Here is a 20,918-nt window from a genome sequence, read left to right as displayed (position 1 = left end):
TTTCAAAAAATAAAAATCAGTTGTTTTAAAGGTTTAAAATGGTGAAATCTATTCCAGAATGGAATGAACAAGAATATTTAATTCTCGCTTTACCTCATAAAAAAACAGATTGGAGATTATATTTAGATGAAATTTTAAAAAGCTATCATGAATTTGTAAGGGTTGTGAGTCAATTTCAAAAAGTTTTATTGATTGCTCCGCAAGATCAAGATTTTATCCCTTTTAAGGATATAGAAAATGTTGAATTTTTTAAATGTGATACAAACGATACATGGATAAGAGATTTTGGTGCTATAGATATTTTTAAAGATAATCGTTTGCAGGCTCTTGATTTTACTTTTAACGCTTGGGGAAATAAATTTCAAAGTGAGTTAGATAATGCTGTAAATTCTAAGCTTTTTAAAGATAAATTTAAAGAAAAACTTCAAAAAATTAATATGATCTTGGAAGGTGGAAGTATCGATTTTAATGGAGATGGTGTTATGCTTACAACGGCAAATTGTTTGCTAAATTCAAATAGAAATTCTCATTTAGATAAAACTCAAATTGATAAAAAATTAAAAGAAATTTTTGGATTAAAACATATTATTTGGCTAGAAAATGGTTTTATAAAAGGCGATGATACGGATTCTCATGTGGATATTTTGGCTAGATTTATCGATAAAAATACGATAGCATATTGTGTTTGTGAAGATGAAAAAGATGAACATTTTTTACCTTTAAAGAAAATGCAAGAAGAGCTTGAAAGAACAGGATTTAATTTATTACCATTACCATTGCCTAAGCCTTTTTTTTATGATAATCGTAGAATGGGTGCTACTTATGCAAACTTTGTTTTTGTTAATAATGCTTTAATTGTCCCATTATATAAAGATGATAATGACAATATTGTTATTGAAAGACTTTCTAAAGCCTTGCCTGATAGAAAAGTTATAGGTATAGATGCGAGAGTATTTGTGCGTCAAAATGGCTCTTTGCATTGTTCATGTCAGAATCGCTTCAAAGGTTTAAGATGAGCTTGCAAAAAAAAGCTACTATAGTTGCGAGTATTTGCGCTCTTGGTTTAGCTTGTGTTAAATTTATAGTTGGCTTAATGAGTGGATCTGTTGCTGTTCTTTCAAGTGCGATTGACTCTTTAATGGATTTTGCAATTTCAGCTTTTAATTTTTTGGCTCTTAAAAAAAGTTCGCAAAAAGCAAATGAAAACTATAATTTTGGCTTTTCTAAAATCGAAGCTTTAATGGGGCTTCTTGAGGGTGGTTTTATTGTATGTGTGGGTATTTTTATCTTTTATGAAAGTATTTTAAAAATTTATTATAAAAAAGAAATTATTGATTTAAATTTAAGTATTTTTGTAATGATTTTTGCCATTATTGTAACCTTTTTTCTTATTCTTTTTTTAAATTATGTGGCAAAAAAAACAAAAAATCTAATCATTGAAAGTGATGCTTTGCATTATAGGAGTGATTTTTTAACCAATATTTGCACCTTACTTGCTTTAGTGCTGATTTATTTTACAAATTTATATATTATTGATGCTATTTTTGGGATAGTGATTAGCCTTTATACAGCTTTTTCCGCTTTTAAAATCATTAAAAAAGCTTTGTCATTTTTAATGGATCAAGCCTTACCAAAAGAACAAGTTGATCAAATCTGCACCTTAATTTCTAAAAATCCTGAAATCATTTCTTATCACGAATTAAAAACGAGAAAAACTCCAAGTTGTAATTACTTAAGCGTGCATTTGGTTTTTTGTCCTATAATTTCGCTTTTGAATGCTCATAAAATTTCCGATGAAATTGAAAATAGTATTCGAGTAATGTTTTGCAATGAAAAATGGGATATACAAATTCATTTAGATCCTTATGATGATCAAGAACAAGAAAGGCAAAGACAATGAAAATAGCTCTTGTGCAACAAAAATTTCATTCCAATAAAGAACAAACAATAAAAAAAACTTGCGAATTCATAAAAGAGGCGGCAAAAAAGGGAGCTGAGCTTGTATGTTTAGGAGAGCTTCATCAAAGCGAATATTTTTGCCAAAGTGAAAATGTCTCTTATTTTGATTACGCAAATGATTATGAAAAAGATGTTAAATTTTGGTCAGATATAGCTAAAAAATATAATATAGTTTTACTAACTTCCCTTTTTGAAAAACGCAGTGTAGGACTTTATCATAATACAGCCGTTGTTTTCGAAAAAGATGGTAGTATAGCTGGAAAGTACCGAAAAATGCACATACCTGATGATCCTTGTTTTTATGAAAAATTTTATTTTACACCAGGCGATTTAGGTTTTAAACCAATTCAAACAAGTGTGGGTAAGCTTGGAGTGCTGATTTGTTGGGATCAATGGTATCCTGAAGCGGCAAGATTGATGGCTTTACAAGGAGCTGAAATACTTATTTATCCTACAGCTATTGGTTGGTTTGATAAGGATGAAGAGGAAGAAAAACAAAAACAACTTAATGCTTGGCTAGGTGTTCAAAAAGGACATGCTATCGCTAATGGCTTATTTGTAGTAGCTATTAATCGTGTTGGATTCGAACAAGATGCAAGTGGAGTAGAGGATGGAATAAGATTTTGGGGAAATTCTTTTGTTTTTGGTCCTCAAGGAGAAGAGCTTTGCTTGTTAGATAATGAAAATGAATGCGTAAAGGTTATAGAGATTGATAAAAAAAGAAGTGAAAATGTAAGACGCTGGTGGCCATTTTTAAGAGATAGGCGTATAGAATATTTTCACGATTTAAGCAAAAGATTTATTGATTAGGTAAATCTTTGATTTTTTCTAAATAATTATTTATTTCATCTATTTCTTTTTGATTTAAATTAATAAAACCAACCTCTTTGATTTTTGAAAGTAATAAATTTTGTTCTAGAATTTCTTTTTTTCCTATTTCTAAAGAAGTGATAACGCTCTTTCCTATGATCAGTCTTTGAGTTTCTCCTTTTCTTAATCCCCATATATTATGTATAACCACGTCATTATCTGTAACTTTTCCAGCATAAAGCATAATGTGTCCTGGGATATAGAGCAAGGTTGTATAAGCTTTTCCAAATTGGTTTAAAAAATCTTTTTTTTGAGTATTATTTAACATACTGATATCAAAATGATAAAAAGCATTTTTTTGTGCAGCTGAATTTCTTGGCAAATAAAGCCCAAAAGCTGAAAATACGTCCCGAGTAAATAAAGAACAATCCCTTTCTAAGCTGTATCCACCCCAACCATAAGGCAAACTCAGTATTTGGCTTAATTGATTTTTTAAATTAGCGTCATTTAATTTTAAAGGAAATTTAGCCACGTCTTTTTTTAAAATTCTATATTTTTTTGAACCAATTTTTCCATAAAAATATTTTTCATCTTGTTCGTAGTATGGATAAATCGCACCAATTCTAGTTTCAAAGAAAAAACGATGATCTTCGCTAAAAACTACTTCTTTTTCTTTAAGTGGTGTAATAAAATGGAGTTTTTCATAAATTTTTGCTCTAGAATTAGAAAATATCTCTAAATTTTTACTCTCCACAAAGCCAAATCCTGTTTCGCTCAATACAAAAGCATATCGTTTATCTTTGGTATAATGAGAGATTAAAACAGGTGTAGCAATATTTAAAACAGCATCATTTGCGTAGTCAAATGGAAAACCTTCGTTTTCTTGGAAAGGATTTTTAAGTATTGCATTTTGTGTCGGAAAATTTTTCAACAGAGTGTTTTGAATAACTAAAGCTTTTTGATTTAATTTTCCTATATTGTTTGTATTGGCATTTTCGATTTGTTCTTTAAACCAAGATTTAGGAATTTCTTGTTTGTTAAAAAAATAGTATTTATTTTTTGGATTAAGATAAATAGGAAAAGCCCAAAATAAATTTTGGTTTTTATAGTTTTTAAAAGAAGAATGCCAAGGTTTAAAAAACATTTTTTTATAGTTTGTAGCATTGAAATTGATATTTTGATTAAATTTGGGCAATATATCAACACTTTGTTCAAATTCTAATTTTGCATAATGTGTGCTTTGATTATTATCTTCCTTAAAAGCAAGATTATTATTTGTTGAGTTTTTAAAGGAGCAAGCTGTAAAAAACAATAGAGAAAAAATTAAAATATATCGCATAATCAACCTTTTACAAAAAATCGTTATAATTAAAGCCAAGGAAGTATAATGCTTGATAAACTGGAAAAAATTTTAGTCAATGATAATGTTTTTTTAAGCGGTGGTGCTGGAGTTGGAAAGAGTTTTTTAACTAATAATTTAATGAAAGCTTATAGAAAAAAAGGTAAATTTGTAGTCGCCTTAGGCTCTAGTGCACTTTCTGCATTTAATATCGGCGGAATCACCTTGCATAGTTTTTTTTGTTTAGGTTATTGTGAAGATATGATGGCTTTAAGTGTTTTTGATCGCAAACAAAAAGAAAAAATTGCTAAGCTAAATGAAAATTTAAAGAAAATCGATCTTATTATTATCGATGAAATTTCTATGGTGAGTGCTAATATTTTTGAAATGATAGGTTTTAGAATAAAAAATTCAAGATTTGATGGAAAAATTTTAGTCGTAGGAGATTTTTTTCAATTACCCCCTGTGATTAAAGAAAAAAAAGAAACGCTTTTTTTAAATTCTTATTATGCTTTTTCTTCTTTTTTTTGGAAAGATTTAAATTTTAAAAATGTTAAACTTTCACAACCTAAAAGAACTCAAAATTTAGAATTTTATGAAAATTTATCTTTAATAAGACAAGGTGTTTTAAACGAAAAAATCATAAGTCAATTTAGACAAATGTGTATTAACACGAAGGAATTAGAAGGCTTAGAAGATGATTATACTTTGCTTTGTGGAATAAATAAAAAAGTAAATGAAATCAATGAAAATAAACTTAATCGTTTATCAACTCCTTTGGTAAGTTTTAAGGCTAAAATTCAAAAAGAAGATAAAGAACTTGAGGATAGTAAATTAGAAAATTGGATTAAAGGTTTAAATATCTTAGAAGATCTTAAGATTAAAATAGGGGCTCGCATTATTTTTTGTATTAATAATTGGGATAAAAATTACTATAATGGAGAACAAGGAGTGGTTAAAGATATTATTTATGATGAAGATAAAATTTATATCAGTATTATGAAAAATAATGGGATAAATATTACGCTCGAACCTTATGTTTTTTTTATGGAGGAGATTGAGCAAAATAATGGAGAATTGATTGTTAATACTTTAGCAAGTGTGAGTCAGTTTCCTATAAAATTGGCCTATGCTATTACCATACATAAATCTCAAGGTATGAGTATTGAAAAGTTGGTTTGTGATATAGATCATATTTTTGAAAATGGACAACTTTATGTGGCATTATCAAGAGCGATCAATCCTGATACTTTAAAAATTTATTTTACCAAGGGTGTAAAATTTGAAAATTATTTTACAAATATTTTAAAATTCGATCCTAGGGTTATCGATTTTTATAAAGATAATGCTTTTTTAGATCTTGAATTTGAAGATAATATTGCTTAATAAAAGGAAATAAAATGAAAAAAATATTTTTTGCGATTTTTTTATTTTTAAATTTAAATGCACAAAGTCTTGAAATATCTAAGTTAAGAACAGATTTATATTCTAAAAGCGGAGCAAATATTCTTAAAAAAGTTGAAATTTCTTTAGATTTTGAAGGAGAAAATTTAAAAGAAAATGAGCTTAAGCTGATTGATTCTATTAATACTGTTATTTCTGGCTTTTTTTACGAGGATTTATTTACTGAGATTGGAAAAGATAATTTTAAAAAAGTTTTGAAAAAATTTATAGAGAAAAAATATAAAATGAATATTAATGAAATTTACATTTTATCTTTAAGCGGAGTTGAAAAATTTGATTTAGAAGAATTTAAAAGGTTTTTACAAAGCACAGAAGCTAAGAAAAAAAATGCGAGTAGTGAAGTCAAAAAAGTTTTAGAAAATTTAAGTGTTCCCGAAGTTCCACAGGTTAAAACTCCAAATAATATCAGCATTCCTAATATACCTGAAGCAAAGCAAATAGGGCAACTTTTTGGCGATGGCAATGAAGATAAAAAAGATGATGGTGAGATCAGTTCTGATTCTCTTAATATCCCTAAGATCAATCCTTCAGAACTTGAGGAAAAAATCAAACAAGATTTGATTAAAAATCCACCAAAAATTTTTCAAGAAAAAAATATAACAAAAACTTCTCCCGAAGAGAATTCTAGTATAGGTTTTGATTTGAAATTGGATAACAATTCTACAAAATAAATTAATATTTTGTAGAAAATCAATATCTCAACGAACTACATCGTAATTTTTTGGAATTTTAAATTCAAAAATTTTAGGATCAATTTTAGGATTTTTGATTTGATTGCTTAAGGTTATTGTTACGTCATTTTCAAATTCATCTTTATAAGAAATAGACTGAATTTTATCTTGGTCTAAAATAAGAGTGTAATCAATCTTTTCATATTTTGCTAAAAGTTTATTTTTTGAAATTTGTTTAGCATTTTTAAAAATTTGATTAAGATTAGGTATGTTATCGAGTTTTGAAAAGATCACTTGTTCTAAATCATGTTCTATGATCGCAACTTGATTTTTATTGATATAAATTTCTTTTTTATTGGGTGTGGTATATTCCCAAAATGCTTTATCTTTGCTTATGATAAAATATCCGCTATAACGAAGCGTTGAATTTTTGGATTTAACCAGTTGAGTGAAATTGCTTGAATAAGTATTAAAATCAAGATCAATAGCCCAAATTTTAACTACAGCAATTAAAAAAAATATAAAAATTTTTTTCATTATTTTCCTTAAAATTTTTTATTAATTCTAGCTAACTTTAATTAAACAATAGCTATAATGATAGCTTGAAATTTTAGCAAAAGGTTTTAAAAATGTTTTTAAATGCTTTAAGGGCCATATTTGGAACAAAAAATGATCGCGAAGTAAAAAAATATTTTAAACGAGTGGCACAGATTAATATGCTTGAGCCTAAATATCAAAATTTAAGCGATGAAGAGCTTAAAGCTGAATTTTTAAAATTTAAAGAGCAAATTATTAAGAGTGAAAAAGAAGAAAATGAAATCTTAAATGATGTTTTTGCTATAGTAAGAGAAGTAGGTAAAAGAACTTTAAATATGCGTCATTTTGATGTGCAATTAATCGGCGGTATGGTTTTGCACGAAGGTAAGATTGCAGAAATGAAAACAGGGGAGGGAAAAACCCTTGTGGCGACTTTACCTGTTGTTTTAAATGCTATGAGTGGAAAAGGCGTTCATGTTGTAACTGTGAATGATTATCTAGCTAAAAGAGATGCAGAGCAAATGAGTGCGATTTATAACTTCTTAGGTTTTAGTGTCGGGGTTGTGCTTTCATCTCAAAATAATGACTTAGAGCATAAAAAAGCTTATGATTGCGATATTACTTATGGGACAAATAATGAATTTGGCTTTGATTATTTGCGTGATAATATGAAATTTTCAAAGGCTGAAAAGGTTCAAAGAGGGCATAATTTTGTAATTGTAGATGAAGTAGATAGTATTTTAATCGATGAAGCAAGAACTCCTTTGATTATTAGTGGGCCTACTAATAGAACTTTAGATGGTTATATAAAAGCCAATGAAGTGGCAAAAAAAATGAAAAGAGGTGAAGCGGTGTTACCTCCTGCCAAGCCTGAAGGTGATTTTGTAGTGGATGAAAAAAATAGAAATATTTTGATCACAGAAGCAGGAATTGCTAAGGCTGAAAAGCTTTTTGGAGTGGAGAATTTATATAGTCTTGACAATGCTATTTTAGCGCATCAGCTCGATCAAGCTTTAAAGGCGCACAATCTTTTTGAAAAAGATATACACTATGTTGTTAGAAATAAAGAAGTTATTATTGTTGATGAATTTACAGGGCGTTTAAGCGAAGGTCGTCGTTTTAGTGAAGGACTTCACCAAGCTTTAGAGGCTAAAGAAAATGTAAAAATTCAAGAAGAAAGCCAAACTCTAGCAGATATTACTTTTCAGAATTATTTTAGAATGTATAATAAACTCGCGGGTATGACAGGAACAGCACAAACTGAAGCTACAGAATTTTCACAAATTTATAATTTGGACGTTATTTCAATTCCAACTAATATTCCCATCAAAAGACAAGATAAGGATGATTTAATTTATAAAACACAAAATGAAAAATTTAAAGCTGTAATTGAAGAAATTAAACAAGCAAATAAAAAAGGACAGCCTGTTCTTGTGGGAACTGCAAGTATAGAAAGAAGTGAAGTTTTTCACAATATGCTTGTAAAAGAAAGAATTCCACACCATGTTTTAAATGCTAAAAATCACGAACAAGAAGCTTTAATCATCCAAGATGCTGGTAAAAAAGGAGCTGTTACCATAGCGACAAATATGGCAGGACGTGGAGTTGATATCAAAATAGATGATGAAGTAAGAGCTTTGGGAGGACTTTATATCATAGGAACTGAAAGGCATGAAAGCCGTCGTATTGATAATCAACTTCGTGGTCGTGCAGGGCGTCAAGGGGATCCAGGGACTAGTCGTTTTTATCTTAGCTTAGAAGATAATTTACTGAGAATTTTTGGTGGAGATCGTATTAAAGGAATTATGGAACGTTTAGGTATAAAAGAAGGCGAACATATTGAATCAAGTATAGTTACAAGAGCGGTCGAAAATGCACAAAAAAAGGTTGAGAGTTTGCATTTTGAAAGCAGAAAACACTTGTTAGAATACGATGATGTTGCTAATGAACAAAGAAAAACAATTTATCGTTATCGCAATGAATTGCTAGATGAAGAGTATGATATAAAAGCGAAAATATCACAAAATATTGCAGAATATTGCGCGAGTGTAATGAGCGAATTTATGCTTGATGAAAGTAATGGGGAAGTTAATTTTAAAACTTTGAAAAATAAAATTTTTGACGAATGTTCTACTGAAATTAAAGAAAGCGATTTTGAAAATCTTAGCATGATTGAAATGCAAGATAAATTAAGTGAAATTTTGGAGCAATCTTATAATCAAAAAATGGAAAAGCTTGATGAAAAAGAATTGCATAATATAGAACGTATTTTATATTTACAAGTTTTAGATAATGCTTGGCGAGATCATTTGTATCAAATGGATATTTTAAAAACAGGTATAGGACTTCGTGGATACAATCAAAAAGATCCTCTTGTTGAGTATAAAAAAGAGAGTTATGATCTTTTTTTAGAACTTGTTAATCGTATCAAATTCGATAGTATTAAATTGCTTTTTAGCGTAAGATTTAACCAAGAAGAAGTAAAAGATTTGGAAAATAAAGCAAACAAAGAGAATGATAAGATGCTCGAAAATTCTACAGAAAAAGGTGTTAGTGAAGATGGATTAGATATTAAAAAAGTTCCTCGTAATGCACCTTGTCCGTGTGGGAGTGGAAAAAAATTTAAAGAATGCCATGGTAAAAGTGGTCCAAAACAAGGAATTTTAGCTTGAATAAAAGTGTTTTAAAATATTTACTTTTCAAATATTTAAGGTTTGATAAAGAGCAGCCCTTTATTAATTTGTCTATGCTTTTAGCTTTTTTAGGAGTATGTGTAGGACTTTGCGTTTTGCTTGTAGCGATGGCTATTATGAATGGTTTTGATAAGGAATTTGAAAAACGTTTTTTTATAATGAATTACCCTATCACTATAATGCCAAAATTTTATGCTCCAGCTAACGATGATTTAGTTAATGAACTTAAAGAAAGATTTCCTAAATTGCTTTTTAGTCCTTATATTAGCACTCAAGTTGTTATAAAAGGAGATAATCGTTTTGAAGGCGGAGCACTTTTTGGTGTAAATTTTAATGATGAAACTAAGATTAATGAAGTGGTGGCTAAAGCTATTAAAGATGAAAATTTAAGCGGTTTTGATATTCTTGTAGGATCAGCCTTGGTAGATGAATATAACTTGCATAAAAACGATATGATCTCTCTTATTTTTTCAAATTTTAATCCTAGCGGTTTTTCTTTAATTCCTCAGACAAAACGCTTTAAAGTTAAAGCACGCTTTGCTTCCGGACTTGCTTTTTATGACAAGGCATATATGTATACAGATGTTAAGGCTTTAAGAAAAGTTCTTGGGGTAAGTGAAAAACAGGGCTATGATGGAATACATGTTTATAGCAATGATGCTTTTAAAGATGTAGAAAAATTAAGAGCATATTTAAAGGATGATTATGCTGTTATAGGGTGGTGGGAACAAAATAAAAATTTCTTTTCAGCCTTAAAGCTTGAAAAACGTGCTCTTTTTATAGTTTTGATGCTTATTATCTTGGTTGCCAGTTTAAATATAGTTAGTTCTCTTTTAATGATAGTAATGAATCGTCGCAGTGAAATTGCTCTTTTATTTGCATTAGGTGCAAGTAAAGCAGAAGTTAAAAAAAGTTTTTTTGCTTTGGGAATGCTAATAGGTGGTAGTGGTATGATAGTGGGTATTTTACTTGCTTTTATTGCTCTATGGCTTTTAGGAAATTTTGATATTATTACTTTACCAGAAGATGTTTATGGTACAAGTAAATTGCCACTTGACTTATCGATTATGGATTTTTCTTTAACAGTGGTTGGAGCTTTAGTTATTATTGCTTTATCATCTTTTTATCCAGCTAAAAAAGCAACTCAAATCAATGTTTTAGATACTTTGAGAAATGAATAGATTTTTATAAAAAGAATTGAGTTTATCTAGAAATATTAGAATATAAAAAACCAAAATTAAGGAGATGTTATGCCCTTTGTTAATATTAGAATCACAAAAGAAAAAGGTGAACCGACACTTAAACAAAAACAAGAATTAATTGAAGGTGTTACAGATTTACTTGCTAAGGTTTTAAATAAAAATAAGGCTTCCACTGTTGTAATTATTGATGAGATTGAAACAGATAATTATGGCTTAGGTGGAAAAACTATCACCGAAGCAAGAAAAGAGCAGGGTAAAAATTAGATTTGCTATATATAAAACCGCTTTTCAAATCAAAGTCATATTTTTTGACTTTGATTTCTAATGCAAAATTTTAACTTATTTTCTACTTTCAAAAGCTTTGATAATATCTGTTTTATATTGATAAATATCTTCCAATTTTTCTATATTTACATTTGTTCCATCTGGAAAACCAATAGACTTTTTAGAGCTGTATTAAAATATAATCGACATATCCACTCAGTAACTTTACCTTAATACAAAATACCAAAATAACTTAAAGTATCTTTATAATTTATATCTTCAAGATTAGCTCCAGCACTCGCAAGTATTGATTTTACTATATAGAAACCTTGTAATTCTTCTTCTGTTGTTACATGTTACAATATCTCTACTTTCATTAATCTGCTCATTATCTTCATCATCATTGATGGCTTGGAGATTATTTTTTATATTTGTGATTTTTTATCATAAACCAAATCATTAATAATTTCTTGTAAAAGATTTTTTAATATAATTTTAAATTCTTCTAAAACAGCACTAGCTATTCTTTTTTCTGTCATTTGTTTGGCAAAAAAACTTATAAATTCATCACTTGAATTTTCTATTTCGCTTTTAAAGATATTTTGTATAGCTCTATAGTATTTTTTATGGTAAAAAACAAGCGATGGAACAAAACTTGCTACAAATCATCCATTTTAGAAAGTGGAGCTACTTACACACAAACTACAAGTGCAAATAAAGATAGTCAATTCATAGAAAGCAAACAATTTTAAGTGATAGAAATTGCAAGGCTTTTTAATATCCCACCTCACCAAATTAGGCGATCTTTCAAGAGTGACTTTTTCAAATATCGAGCAACAAGAAACCAATTATATGGTGCAAACCATCACTCCTTTAACCATTAAAATAGAACAAGCCTTAAATCGTTTTTTATTAAGCAAAGAAGAATGAGGCAGATTTTATTTTAAATTTAACATCAACGCCATTTTAAGAGTTGATAGCTCTTCAAGATGGGAAAGTTATACCAAAGCTTTGAGTAATGGTGTGATGAGTATAAATGAAGTAAGAGCCTTAGAAGAAATGTGAACCCAATCAACAATGGAAACGATCATCTTATACCGCTAAATCTTATCAAAATAGATCAAAAAGACACTCAAAAGGAAAAAAGATAATGTTTAAGGTAGAAGGCTTAAATGAATCAATGCAAGGTTTAGTAAATATCAATATAAAAAAGCTTTATCCAATATTCTTAAAGAAAAATATATTAGCGTTTTTTTAGTTATGATTTTTTTAAATATTATAAAAAGCAATTTAATTATGCAAATGATTGAAATCACTATAATAAATATAATAATAAAATAAAGTGTTTCTAGATTAATCCCAATTTTTTCAGAATAACTTTTTAAATTTAAAAAAGCAGCACCACACGCTAAATCAATAATTATAATTAGTACTAATAATAGGGTAATTTTCAATATTCTTGTTAAAATATAATTTTTATTTCCCACATAACTTCACCCTTTAAACTCTTTATTTATTAAAAATAAATCATCTTATGTGAAAATTGGTGCGGTTAGCGAGATTTGAATAATATCTATTTAAATATTATAAAACAATATTTTAATTTTTATAAATTAATTAAAGTCAATAAATAGGTCAATAGATTTTTAAAAATAAAAGCAATAATTTTTCTAAAATTAAAATCCGATTAAAATAAGTATGTTTTTTATTGCTTAAAATCCGATGAAAAACAATAGCTTAAATTATTAAAATCCGATGAAATTAAGTAGGATAAATTTTATCAGTTAGCTTTTGCAAATAGATTTTTAGAAAAAAGCTATCAAAGTATTTTTTAAACTTTAGTTTCTTAGTAAGAGCAATAAGTGTTCCATAAATAAATAAATTTTTATTTTGGATTAATATTTTTATTAGTTTTTTTATTTTAAAATTATCGATCTAAGAAGAACTTTATTAAGCTACCTTTCAACTTATCAAAGAATATAAAATGTTTAACAAAGATGATATTATTAATAATGCAATTCCAGTAAAAACTTTTGCAACTAATATAGGTTTGTATGATAATTTTTACAGAAATGTAAATGATATTAGAAGTGGTTTCAAAATTAAACAGGTAGGGAACAATTATTTTGTTTTACTACCTGAATGGTTTGTTAAATTATTAGAGATTAACTACGATTGCTATGTAATAAAACCTTATGAAAGTTTTAATTATGAATTTAAAGTAAAGATTACCAAAAAAACCGAAATAGGATTTTATAAAAAATGATAATTTATAAGCTTTGTAAGTGTGGAAAAAAAATAGAAACTCATTTAAGAAAATGTAAAGATTGTGATAAAACTTATAAGATGATTACAAATAAAAATTATGATTTATTTAAAAGAAATAAAGAGAGTGCAAAATTTTATAATAGTTCAGAGTGGAGAAAGTTAAGAACAATTTTTATAAATAAAAATCCTTTTTGTTTCAATTGTGGAAAACTTGCTAAGATTGTAGATCATATCATTCCAATTAAGCAGGGTGGCGATAGGTTAAATCAAGACAATCTTCAAAGTCTATGTATAAAATGTCATAATGAAAAAACTAAAAAAGAGCTTAAGGGGTAGGGGTGTAAATCTCTATGAAGTCAAAAAAAATACACCGAAACGGCAGACTTGAAAAAATGTGAGCTAAATTTTTACACTACGTTATACTTAACTAACAAATTAACTAATGAAAATTTTATCCAACCCTTGCAAAATCTTTATTTTTTACCAATAGTTTTTTTAAAAAATTCAAAAAAAGCTTAATTTTTTATTTCTATTTGACTAACACACATTTTAACGCCTCAAACTTTTTTTAAAATTCAAATAAAAAAGGTTTAAAATGCTAAAAGAATTTTTAAATATTGATGAGGTTTTACAAATACTCAATATTAAATCCAAAGAATATTTAAGTCGTTATTTAAAGAAAAATGGTGTTAAGGTTTTTAAAGGAAAAGCTAAACCTTACCCAAAAGATGAGATTTTAAGACTAGCTAAAAAAAGACAAGAAGAAAATCATCATAATTCTAAACAAAACAAGGTGATTTTATATATTGATGATAATACTATCAAAGAAAAATCAAAGCAAACTAAAAAAGCACAGGAACAAACCACACCTCAAAAAGAACTAAATTTAAGTGACATTGAGCAGGAATTAACGCAAAAAACTATTAATGAATTAGAAAATTTGGGAATTTATGATCCTTTGGAAAATGACATCATCAAGGTTTATGCTAAAAATCTTATTTTGTTTGAATGCTCTAGTAAAGAGATAGAAAATAAAGGTTTTTATGTTACAAGCGATAAAGGAACACCTATAATTTCACCCGAATTTACCGCTTTTAATTCTTTAACAAAAAACATTATAGGATTAGCAAAAAATTTGGGAATTGGAGCACCAAATAGAGTAAGAGTAAATCCAAAAGAAAACAAACAAAATTCAACCTTTGATATTCTTTTAAACGAGACGGAAAATGAATGAAATCAAATTAAGATCAAGAGAAAACATATTAGAATACGCAAAAAAATACATAAAAATAAAAAATAATGAATTTCAAAACTCACCCTTTTATATCGATGAAAAAACCGCACTAAACGCCGTTTTATTTATCTCACTTTTAAAACATACCGATGGAGATCTTGCAGGTAAACCTTTTCAACTTTTAGATTTTCAAATCGAATTTATCATAGATATTATCGCTACTTATTCTAAAGAGAAAAAAGCAAGGCGTTATTCTTATGCTTTGCTTTTTATACCACGTAAAAATGGTAAAACAGAACTTATAGGTGCTATTTTACTTTACTTTCTTTTTATAGATAAAGAAAAAGGTAAAAAAATATATTGTGCAGCAAATGAAACCGAACAAGCAAAATTAGTTTTTAACGCTGCCTCTTCTATGGTCAGTCAAGAAAAAGAACTTAATGAAATTTGCTATCAATACAAAACCTATAGAGAAATACGCAAAAAAAATGCCAAATTTGAAGATTTTATCAAGGTATTAACTGCATCAAGTGAGACAAAGGACGGCTTAAGACCCTATGTTTTTATTTATGATGAGCTTCATGCTGCAAAGGATGGAAGTTTATATAAAGTTTTAGAAGAAGGCACAGCAAGTAGATCTAATTCGCTTTGCATAGTCATTTCAACTGCGGGTTATAATCAAAACGGAGAAATGAAAAAACAATACGATTATTGTAAAAAAGTCCAAAGTGGGATTATAAACGATCCTTCAACTTATGCCAAAATTTATGAACCTGATAAAAATGATAATTGGCAAGATGAGAAAACCTGGATAAAGGTAAATCCCGCTTTGGGCTATGGAGTAAAAATTGAAAAATTAAGAGAATATTTTGAAAAAGCCAAAAATAACGCAGAAGATGAGGTAAGTTTTAAAACAAAACATTTAAATATCTGGACTTCAAATGCAGGAGCTTTTGTCAAAGATGATGATTTTATAAAATGCAATTTAGGAGATCTTGATTTAAGCAAAGATGTTTATTTAGGAATAGATCTTTCAGCAACCACTGACTTAACCGCTCTTGCTATGATTTGTGAGGTGAATAAAATTTTACACATAGATTTTAAATTTTACGCTCCAGAACTTAGTGCAAGAGAACGAAGTAGAAGAGATAAAGTCCATTATTTAGAATGGGCAAGACAAGGATTTTTAACCCTAACACCAGGCAATAGTGTCGATTATGATTATTTGATTGAGGATATTATAGCTTTAAATAAAACACTTAAAATCAAAATGATAGGTTATGATCCATGGAATTCTCACGAGGTAGCCAAAAAACTAGCCGAAGAAAATCTAGAATGTGTTCAAATAAGACAAGGTTTTGCTACCATTAGTGAACCTTTAAAAGAGTATCAAATCAGAGTTTTAAAACAAACTTTAAATCATAATGCAAACCCCATTTTAAGATGGTGTAACTCAAATTTAGTTGTAGATAAAGACGCAAGAGAAAACATAAAACCTGATAAGAAAAGATCGAGTGAAAGAATAGACGCAATTTCAGCTCTAGTAACTGCAATCGCCACTAAAAACAGCATAGAAAAACCAAAATCAAGCGTTTATGAAACAAGAGGTATAAGGTTTTTGTAACACGCACTTTAACGCCTCAAACTTTTTTTAAAATATGTAAAAAAGTAAAAGGTTTTTTACATGTTTGATAAATTAAGATCATTATTTTTAAAAAAACAAAAAAGAAGCGATGAGCTTGTAAATGGAATTGATTTTTTATTGAATGACAAAATAAAAGCCGAGGAGCTTTCAGCAGTCATTGCTGCGATTTCAAATATAAGCGAAACCATAGCAAGTCTTCCTTTAAATTTATATCAAAAAACAAGCGATGGATCAAAACTTGCTACAAATCACCCCTTGTTTCATCTTATAAAAATAGCACCAAATGAAAAAATGACACCTTTTACACTTTTTGAAGCCTTTATGGTGCAAATGCTGATTTATGGAAATGGCTTTTTATATCCACTTAGAAAAAGAAACGGACAAATTCACTCTATAGAGCTTTTAGAACACAAAGACATAAACCTTTTTAAACAAAATGGAAAGTATTATTATCAAGCTTATTCTAATAATAAAAGTATAGTGTTAAATTACGATGAGGTTGTTAATGTTCCTTATCATACAAAAGATGGTGTTTTAGGTATAGCACCACTCAGAAAAAGCAAAAATACCGCCGAACTCGCATCAGCCATAGAGCAACACGGCTTAAGTTTTTTTAAAAATGGAAGTTTTACAAGTGGGGTGATTTCCATCCCAACAGAATTAAGTGATGAAGCTTATCAAAGACTAAAAACCTCATTTAAAGAAAATTACAATCAAAAAAAGGCTTACAATATATCTATTTTAGAAAGCGGAGCTACTTACGCACAAACTACAAGTGCAAATAAAGATAGTCAATTCATAGAAAGCAAACAATTTCAAGTGATAGAAATTGCAAGGCTTTTTAATATCCCACCTCACAAATTAGGAGATCTTTCAAGAGCAACTTTTTCAAATATCGAGCAACAAGAAACCAATTATATGGTGCAAACCATCACTCCTTTAACCACTAAAATAGAACAAGCCTTAAATCGTTTTTTATTAAGCAAAGAAGAATGGGGTAGATTTTATTTTAAATTCAATATCAATGCCATTTTAAGAGCTGATAGTTCTTCAAGATGGGAAAGTTACACCAAAGCTTTAAGTAATGGTGTGATGAGTATAAATGAAGTAAGAGCCTTAGAGGAAATGAACCCAATCGACAATGGAAATGATCATCTTATACCGCTAAATCTTATCAAAATAGATCAAAAAGACACTCAAAAGGAAAAAGATAATGCTTAAGGTAGAAGGTTTAAATGAATTAATGCAAGGTTTAGCAAATATAAATAAAAAAGCTTTACCCAATGCTGCTAAAAAATCCGCTTTAGAAGTTGCAAAAGAAATCACCAAAGAATATAAACGCAATATCCCAAAAGATACAGGACTTTTAAAACAAAGTGTAAAAGCAGTTCCAAGCTATACTTTACAAAAAGGTGTCTATCGTGCCGCTTCGGTTGTTTTTAGAATGAAAAAAGTATCTCAAAAACGTTATGAAAAATTAGCAAAAAAGAAAAAATGGATACAAAAAAAGAAAAATGATAAAAAACAAAGAATAGATTATTTCGCAAGTGCTTATTATGCTAGGTTTATAGAATATGGATTTTACCATAAAGGTGGGATAAAAAAGAGCCAAAAAGGTAAAACCAATACAAGTGGTAAAACAACCTTTGTAGAAGGAACTTACACTATGCAAAATGCAAGAGATAAAGTAGATCCAAAAGCAGATAAGCTTGTAGAGATTAAATTAGATGTTGAATTAAATAAATTAGGTTTTTAAGATGCAAGATTTTTTAAGTCATTTTTTAAAAGAATTAAAAGACTTTTTAGATATTGAAATATATCCTATTTCCAGAGCTAAAGATAAATTAGAAAAGGCATTTTTAATCTATGAAATAAGCAATGAAGAATTAAATTTAAGCATAGATGATAGGATTTTAAACAAAGAATTAGAAATTAATTTAACCCTTTATACTCCAAAATACAAAGAATTAAGAGAATTAAAACACAAAATAGAAATCTTTGTTTTAAAATTTCAAAAAAAACCGATTGAAATATTATTTAACACAGAAGATAAAGACGAGGAAAGCGGATTTTATAGTAGTGATGTTTTTCTTACTTATTATTTATAGAGATTATAACAAAATTATTTTATAAAAGGTTTTATAGATTTTGAAATTTCATCTAAAACTAAGCTTTTTTCGTAGTAATATAAAAAAGGTTCAACCCAAGCGGGAATTTCTTTATCATCCTTCCAATTTGTAGAAATTCCACTATAGCTTACTTTTGCTATATCTGCAAATGTTTTTCTTGTTAAACCTAATTGTTTGATTTTTTTATCAAATTCTAATCTTGTCATTTAATACCTTTTATGTTATTTATATAAAAATAATAACATATTTTTAGTAAATAACATAAAATATACTTGACTTTTTTAGTAAAATACTATATAATTATATTAAGTTTTTAGTAGATAACTAAAAACAAATCAAAAAGAAAGGAGTAAAAGATGAAAAAGCTAAGATTACTCGCACTAATCTTACAAACAATATTTTATATTGTAGCTTTACTAAAGCTTTTAACAAGCTAAAGTAACCCCCAGTGCGAGGGGGTTTTCATCTTTGAAACTATTATACCATAAAAGGATTAAAAATGAATTTCGATTTTTTGCTTATTATCATTTTGGCTGCTTGGGTAGGAGTGTGTGAGATACGCATTAATAAACTTGAGAAAAGGATAAAAAATGAGTAGCTTAATTATTAATAGTAAAACACGCTAACACGCACTTTAACGCCTCAAACTTTTTATAAAATCTCCTTATATTTATTTATAAGGAGAAAAATATGTCAAAAGACAAAATCGTTACAGACGCCCCAGACGTGCAGGGACTTAGAATTTTAGTTTTATCTCGTGCAATGGAAGCTGCAGACAAAGAACCTATTCAAGCAGGATTTCTAACAAGCATTTCAGGACTTAAAGGCGGAACAAGAGAAAGTCAAAAGCTAAGCCCTATAAATGATAGAGACTATGAAGAGATTAATTCAGTAGGTAAAAAAACTTCAGCCACCATCAATTTAAATTTACTTTATAAATTTGTAAAAGATGGCAAAGTTGAAAGTTATGAAGGGGTGCATTATCTTGAAAAAGCCTTTGAAGATAACGAAGAAGTATTTATTATAGTTGAGGTCAATGATGAGAGAAAAACTACGCTTAAAATAAAAATGAAACTCACAGGTTTTGAACTTCAAAGCGAAGCAAATAACAAATTCAGTGCAAATATTACCGCTGAAAAAATCGGTGAAGCAAAAGATATCACGCCTTTTAGATTTGAAGAAGGTGAAGAGGTAGAACACACTACAAAAGCTTTAAAAGTAGGAGATGTTTTGGAGGATAAAAAAGGCAAAATAGTTTATTATTATATCAAAGAAAGCACACTAACTAAACCTGAAATAAACGATAAAAGATTGGTTTATGTTTTTGATGCTATTCGCGGAGTTGTACCAAATCCTAGCACACAAACTTTTAATGAAAAAGAAGAGTTTGTTACAACAAAAGAAGCAGAAGCTAAATGGCAAAAAGAAAGCGATGCTATCCATGAGACTAAGAATGAACCTATAAAAGATCAAACCTATGAAGATAAAAAAGGTAAAACGATTTATTTTTATCCAAATCCTTTAAGTCTTACCTATCCAGCTAATGGCGACACGCGTAAAAAATACACCATAGATGCAACCTCAGGCGTAGCCAGTGAAGCAGAAGAGCAAAGCTTTTTAAACAATACCTTTACTACCACATCAAAACAAAAGGTTAAAAAATGAAATTCAATGACTTTTTAAAACAACACTCTTTAGGAGAAAAAGAAATTTCAATTGAAGGCATAGATGAAAAATTTAAAATCCGTCAGCTTTCTATGGTAGAGCAATTAGAGATTATGGAAAAAAATAAAATCGAATTGCAAGATCAAAATCAAGAAAAAAATCAAGAAATAAGCCTTGATCTTATCAAGAAAAATTCTAATTTTAGAAAAGATATTATACTCACCGCTTTGCTTGATCCAAAGGTAGATAAAAAAATTATCGACAATCTAAATCAAGAGGGCTTAAAAGTTTTTGCACAACTTGCAGATGAGATTTTAAAATTCACAAATGAAGCACCAAAGCAAGAGAGCAAGGACGATTAAAATATCGCCTCGCCCTTGCTCTTGGGCGTAGCGTGGGCGAATTAGAAAGAACCATCACACAAGCTGAATTTAATGAGTGGATGTATTTTTTCAGCCATGAACCCTTAGCAAGTGAAAAAAATGAAATTCAAATGAATATTTTGCTGAGTATGTTAGCTTCATTTATGGGTGTTAAATGCAATCAAGATGAATTTTTACTAAGCACTCATTTAAAATCAGAACATACCCAGCAAAATAACAAAGAGAATTTAGACATTAAAAAACTTCAAGAAGATGTTTTGAAATTTTTAGGATAAAAAATGATTGATTTCTATATTAAATTCTTTTTCATTAGGATAATCTTGCAAGATTTGTTTAAATTGTTTTGTGAAATCTTTGTTAAAAAAATTATTTTGCACCGCAAATTCCAAACAGGACGCACTCATAAGAACGCTTTTTGTTTGTTTTGTTTTTGCAAATTCATTTACCGCATTTTTAAACTTATAAAGTTCATCTTTGTATTTTTCATATTCTTCATTAAAAGCTTGGATTTTAAAAAGTCTTTTACTTTTTTTTCGCATAAGAAAAAAGACAAACAGCAAAAATACAAAACCACAAAAACTAAGGGGTGTATAACTATAAAACATATTTTTCAAACTCCTTTTATAAATTCTAACAAAACCAAACTAAAGGAAGT

Annotated in this window: 23 protein-coding genes and 2 pseudogenes; 20 read left to right on the top strand and 5 right to left on the bottom strand. The window is 28.4% G+C overall.

The window, feature by feature from the left end; translation table 11 throughout:
* Positions 1 to 38 precede the first annotated feature (38 nt).
* The 3 genes from CQA69_RS05420 to CQA69_RS05410 are packed head-to-tail and all read left to right on the top strand — an operon-like array spanning position 39 to position 2,769.
* On the top strand, positions 39 to 1,016 hold the full coding sequence (locus CQA69_RS05420; RefSeq protein ID WP_137620782.1) for an agmatine deiminase family protein: 978 nt from the start codon (positions 39 to 41) through the stop codon (positions 1,014 to 1,016).
* Positions 1,013 to 1,900 carry a cation diffusion facilitator family transporter gene (locus tag CQA69_RS05415; protein ID WP_137620781.1) on the top strand — a complete coding sequence of 296 codons (888 nt, stop codon included), beginning with the start codon at positions 1,013 to 1,015 and terminating at the stop codon, positions 1,898 to 1,900. The genes CQA69_RS05420 and CQA69_RS05415 overlap by 4 nt, the downstream gene beginning before the upstream one ends.
* Complete coding sequence (locus CQA69_RS05410; RefSeq protein WP_137620780.1) at positions 1,897 to 2,769, top strand: N-carbamoylputrescine amidohydrolase; 873 nt, start codon at positions 1,897 to 1,899, stop codon at positions 2,767 to 2,769. The genes CQA69_RS05415 and CQA69_RS05410 overlap by 4 nt, the downstream gene beginning before the upstream one ends.
* Here CQA69_RS05410 and CQA69_RS05405 read toward each other — a convergent pair.
* Positions 2,759 to 4,108: an SH3 domain-containing C40 family peptidase gene (locus tag CQA69_RS05405; protein ID WP_137620779.1), complete on the bottom strand. Its 1,350-nt coding sequence runs from the start codon at positions 4,106 to 4,108 to the stop codon at positions 2,759 to 2,761. The genes CQA69_RS05410 and CQA69_RS05405 overlap by 11 nt on opposite strands.
* A 48-nt stretch (positions 4,109 to 4,156) precedes the next feature.
* Here CQA69_RS05405 and CQA69_RS05400 point away from each other — a divergent pair, with 48 nt between their 5' ends.
* Positions 4,157 to 5,494: an ATP-dependent DNA helicase gene (locus CQA69_RS05400; protein ID WP_137620778.1), complete on the top strand. Its 1,338-nt coding sequence runs from the start codon at positions 4,157 to 4,159 to the stop codon at positions 5,492 to 5,494.
* A 14-nt stretch (positions 5,495 to 5,508) separates the two neighbouring features.
* Positions 5,509 to 6,243 (top strand): hypothetical protein, encoded by a 735-nt coding sequence (locus tag CQA69_RS05395; RefSeq protein ID WP_137620777.1) that lies wholly within the window; start codon positions 5,509 to 5,511, stop codon positions 6,241 to 6,243.
* 27 nt (positions 6,244 to 6,270) lie between these two features.
* Here the strand turns inward: CQA69_RS05395 and lolA are convergent, their stop codons facing one another.
* Positions 6,271 to 6,780: a LolA-like outer membrane lipoprotein chaperone gene (lolA, locus tag CQA69_RS05390; protein ID WP_137620776.1), complete on the bottom strand. Its 510-nt coding sequence runs from the start codon at positions 6,778 to 6,780 to the stop codon at positions 6,271 to 6,273.
* A gap of 92 nt (positions 6,781 to 6,872) precedes the next feature.
* Here lolA and secA point away from each other — a divergent pair, with 92 nt between their 5' ends.
* The 3 genes from secA (at position 6,873) to CQA69_RS05375 (ending at position 10,939) form a co-directional block, all read left to right on the top strand.
* Positions 6,873 to 9,452 (top strand): preprotein translocase subunit SecA, encoded by a 2,580-nt coding sequence (gene secA / locus CQA69_RS05385; protein WP_137620775.1) that lies wholly within the window; start codon positions 6,873 to 6,875, stop codon positions 9,450 to 9,452.
* On the top strand, positions 9,449 to 10,654 hold the full coding sequence (locus CQA69_RS05380; protein WP_137620774.1) for an ABC transporter permease: 1,206 nt from the start codon (positions 9,449 to 9,451) through the stop codon (positions 10,652 to 10,654). Before secA ends, CQA69_RS05380 begins: the two co-directional genes overlap by 4 nt.
* A 69-nt stretch (positions 10,655 to 10,723) precedes the next feature.
* Positions 10,724 to 10,939 carry a 2-hydroxymuconate tautomerase family protein gene (locus CQA69_RS05375; protein WP_137620773.1) on the top strand — a complete coding sequence of 72 codons (216 nt, stop codon included), beginning with the start codon at positions 10,724 to 10,726 and terminating at the stop codon, positions 10,937 to 10,939.
* A 75-nt stretch (positions 10,940 to 11,014) separates the two neighbouring features.
* Here the strand turns inward: CQA69_RS05375 and CQA69_RS09335 are convergent.
* Positions 11,015 to 11,565, bottom strand: a pseudogene (locus CQA69_RS09335) (type I restriction endonuclease); the annotation flags it as partial.
* Here CQA69_RS09335 and CQA69_RS09180 point away from each other — a divergent pair.
* The 9 genes and pseudogenes from CQA69_RS09180 to CQA69_RS05330 all read left to right on the top strand — a co-directional run bounded on the left by CQA69_RS09180 (position 11,566) and on the right by CQA69_RS05330 (position 18,194).
* A complete protein-coding gene (locus CQA69_RS09180; RefSeq protein ID WP_246023126.1) occupies positions 11,566 to 11,691 on the top strand; it encodes a phage portal protein in 126 nt (41 codons plus the stop codon).
* Positions 11,692 to 11,752: 61 nt separating this feature from the next.
* Positions 11,753 to 12,004: pseudogene (locus tag CQA69_RS09330) on the top strand (phage portal protein).
* Between the two features lie 919 nt (positions 12,005 to 12,923).
* Positions 12,924 to 13,205: a hypothetical protein gene (locus tag CQA69_RS05360; protein WP_137620772.1), complete on the top strand. Its 282-nt coding sequence runs from the start codon at positions 12,924 to 12,926 to the stop codon at positions 13,203 to 13,205.
* Positions 13,202 to 13,543, top strand: coding sequence for an HNH endonuclease (locus CQA69_RS05355; RefSeq protein ID WP_137620771.1), 342 nt, complete (start codon positions 13,202 to 13,204; stop codon positions 13,541 to 13,543). Before CQA69_RS05360 ends, CQA69_RS05355 begins: the two co-directional genes overlap by 4 nt.
* A 259-nt stretch (positions 13,544 to 13,802) precedes the next feature.
* Positions 13,803 to 14,441 carry a P27 family phage terminase small subunit gene (locus CQA69_RS05350; protein WP_137620770.1) on the top strand — a complete coding sequence of 213 codons (639 nt, stop codon included), beginning with the start codon at positions 13,803 to 13,805 and terminating at the stop codon, positions 14,439 to 14,441.
* On the top strand, positions 14,434 to 16,065 hold the full coding sequence (locus CQA69_RS05345; RefSeq protein WP_137620769.1) for a terminase large subunit: 1,632 nt from the start codon (positions 14,434 to 14,436) through the stop codon (positions 16,063 to 16,065). The genes CQA69_RS05350 and CQA69_RS05345 overlap by 8 nt, the downstream gene beginning before the upstream one ends.
* Positions 16,066 to 16,125: 60 nt before the next feature.
* On the top strand, positions 16,126 to 17,307 hold the full coding sequence (locus CQA69_RS05340; RefSeq protein WP_137620768.1) for a phage portal protein: 1,182 nt from the start codon (positions 16,126 to 16,128) through the stop codon (positions 17,305 to 17,307).
* On the top strand, positions 17,300 to 17,842 hold the full coding sequence (locus CQA69_RS05335; RefSeq protein ID WP_137620767.1) for an HK97 gp10 family phage protein: 543 nt from the start codon (positions 17,300 to 17,302) through the stop codon (positions 17,840 to 17,842). The genes CQA69_RS05340 and CQA69_RS05335 overlap by 8 nt, the downstream gene beginning before the upstream one ends.
* A 1-nt stretch (position 17,843) precedes the next feature.
* Entirely contained in the window at positions 17,844 to 18,194 is a 351-nt protein-coding gene (locus CQA69_RS05330; RefSeq protein ID WP_137620766.1) for a hypothetical protein, read from the top strand.
* A 14-nt stretch (positions 18,195 to 18,208) separates the two neighbouring features.
* Here the strand turns inward: CQA69_RS05330 and CQA69_RS05325 are convergent, their stop codons facing one another.
* On the bottom strand, positions 18,209 to 18,421 hold the full coding sequence (locus tag CQA69_RS05325; RefSeq protein WP_137620765.1) for a hypothetical protein: 213 nt from the start codon (positions 18,419 to 18,421) through the stop codon (positions 18,209 to 18,211).
* Positions 18,422 to 18,905: 484 nt separating this feature from the next.
* Between CQA69_RS05325 and CQA69_RS05320 the strand changes: the two genes are divergently transcribed.
* The 3 genes from CQA69_RS05320 to CQA69_RS05310 are packed head-to-tail and all read left to right on the top strand — an operon-like array spanning position 18,906 to position 20,538.
* Entirely contained in the window at positions 18,906 to 19,880 is a 975-nt protein-coding gene (locus tag CQA69_RS05320; protein WP_137620764.1) for a hypothetical protein, read from the top strand.
* Positions 19,877 to 20,242 (top strand): DNA repair protein, encoded by a 366-nt coding sequence (locus CQA69_RS05315; RefSeq protein WP_137620763.1) that lies wholly within the window; start codon positions 19,877 to 19,879, stop codon positions 20,240 to 20,242. The genes CQA69_RS05320 and CQA69_RS05315 overlap by 4 nt, the downstream gene beginning before the upstream one ends.
* 32 nt (positions 20,243 to 20,274) lie before the next feature.
* The gene (locus CQA69_RS05310) at positions 20,275 to 20,538 is read left to right on the top strand and encodes a phage tail assembly protein T (RefSeq protein ID WP_246023124.1); all 264 of its coding nucleotides are present in this window, start codon (positions 20,275 to 20,277) and stop codon (positions 20,536 to 20,538) included.
* On the opposite strand, the gene CQA69_RS05305 is transcribed toward CQA69_RS05310, so the two are convergent.
* Positions 20,530 to 20,868 carry a hypothetical protein gene (locus CQA69_RS05305; protein WP_137620762.1) on the bottom strand — a complete coding sequence of 113 codons (339 nt, stop codon included), beginning with the start codon at positions 20,866 to 20,868 and terminating at the stop codon, positions 20,530 to 20,532. The genes CQA69_RS05310 and CQA69_RS05305 overlap by 9 nt on opposite strands.
* Positions 20,869 to 20,918 lie beyond the last annotated feature (50 nt).

Origin of the sequence: Campylobacter estrildidarum (genome assembly GCF_005406205.1) — a bacterium.
In the GTDB taxonomy this organism is placed as follows: domain Bacteria; phylum Campylobacterota; class Campylobacteria; order Campylobacterales; family Campylobacteraceae; genus Campylobacter_D; species Campylobacter_D estrildidarum.
Note: the sequence above shows the minus strand (reverse complement) of the source record. Positions and strands in the feature narration are given on the sequence as shown.

Coding starts and splice junctions, on each gene's coding strand:
- lolA (WP_137620776.1), bottom strand. CDS start 6,780: ATGAAAAAAATTTTTATATTTTTTTTAATTGCTGTAGTTAAAATTTGG.
- CQA69_RS05320 (WP_137620764.1), top strand. CDS start 18,906: ATGTCAAAAGACAAAATCGTTACAGACGCCCCAGACGTGCAGGGACTT.
- CQA69_RS05400 (WP_137620778.1), top strand. CDS start 4,157: ATGCTTGATAAACTGGAAAAAATTTTAGTCAATGATAATGTTTTTTTA.
- CQA69_RS05355 (WP_137620771.1), top strand. CDS start 13,202: ATGATAATTTATAAGCTTTGTAAGTGTGGAAAAAAAATAGAAACTCAT.
- CQA69_RS05305 (WP_137620762.1), bottom strand. CDS start 20,868: ATGTTTTATAGTTATACACCCCTTAGTTTTTGTGGTTTTGTATTTTTG.
- CQA69_RS05315 (WP_137620763.1), top strand. CDS start 19,877: ATGAAATTCAATGACTTTTTAAAACAACACTCTTTAGGAGAAAAAGAA.
- CQA69_RS05350 (WP_137620770.1), top strand. CDS start 13,803: ATGCTAAAAGAATTTTTAAATATTGATGAGGTTTTACAAATACTCAAT.
- CQA69_RS09180 (WP_246023126.1), top strand. CDS start 11,566: ATGGTAAAAAACAAGCGATGGAACAAAACTTGCTACAAATCATCCATT.
- CQA69_RS05405 (WP_137620779.1), bottom strand. CDS start 4,108: ATGCGATATATTTTAATTTTTTCTCTATTGTTTTTTACAGCTTGCTCC.
- CQA69_RS05410 (WP_137620780.1), top strand. CDS start 1,897: ATGAAAATAGCTCTTGTGCAACAAAAATTTCATTCCAATAAAGAACAA.
- CQA69_RS05335 (WP_137620767.1), top strand. CDS start 17,300: ATGCTTAAGGTAGAAGGTTTAAATGAATTAATGCAAGGTTTAGCAAAT.
- CQA69_RS05340 (WP_137620768.1), top strand. CDS start 16,126: ATGTTTGATAAATTAAGATCATTATTTTTAAAAAAACAAAAAAGAAGC.
- CQA69_RS05330 (WP_137620766.1), top strand. CDS start 17,844: ATGCAAGATTTTTTAAGTCATTTTTTAAAAGAATTAAAAGACTTTTTA.
- CQA69_RS05415 (WP_137620781.1), top strand. CDS start 1,013: ATGAGCTTGCAAAAAAAAGCTACTATAGTTGCGAGTATTTGCGCTCTT.
- CQA69_RS05345 (WP_137620769.1), top strand. CDS start 14,434: ATGAATGAAATCAAATTAAGATCAAGAGAAAACATATTAGAATACGCA.
- CQA69_RS05395 (WP_137620777.1), top strand. CDS start 5,509: ATGAAAAAAATATTTTTTGCGATTTTTTTATTTTTAAATTTAAATGCA.
- CQA69_RS05420 (WP_137620782.1), top strand. CDS start 39: ATGGTGAAATCTATTCCAGAATGGAATGAACAAGAATATTTAATTCTC.
- CQA69_RS05375 (WP_137620773.1), top strand. CDS start 10,724: ATGCCCTTTGTTAATATTAGAATCACAAAAGAAAAAGGTGAACCGACA.
- CQA69_RS05360 (WP_137620772.1), top strand. CDS start 12,924: ATGTTTAACAAAGATGATATTATTAATAATGCAATTCCAGTAAAAACT.
- CQA69_RS05325 (WP_137620765.1), bottom strand. CDS start 18,421: ATGACAAGATTAGAATTTGATAAAAAAATCAAACAATTAGGTTTAACA.
- secA (WP_137620775.1), top strand. CDS start 6,873: ATGTTTTTAAATGCTTTAAGGGCCATATTTGGAACAAAAAATGATCGC.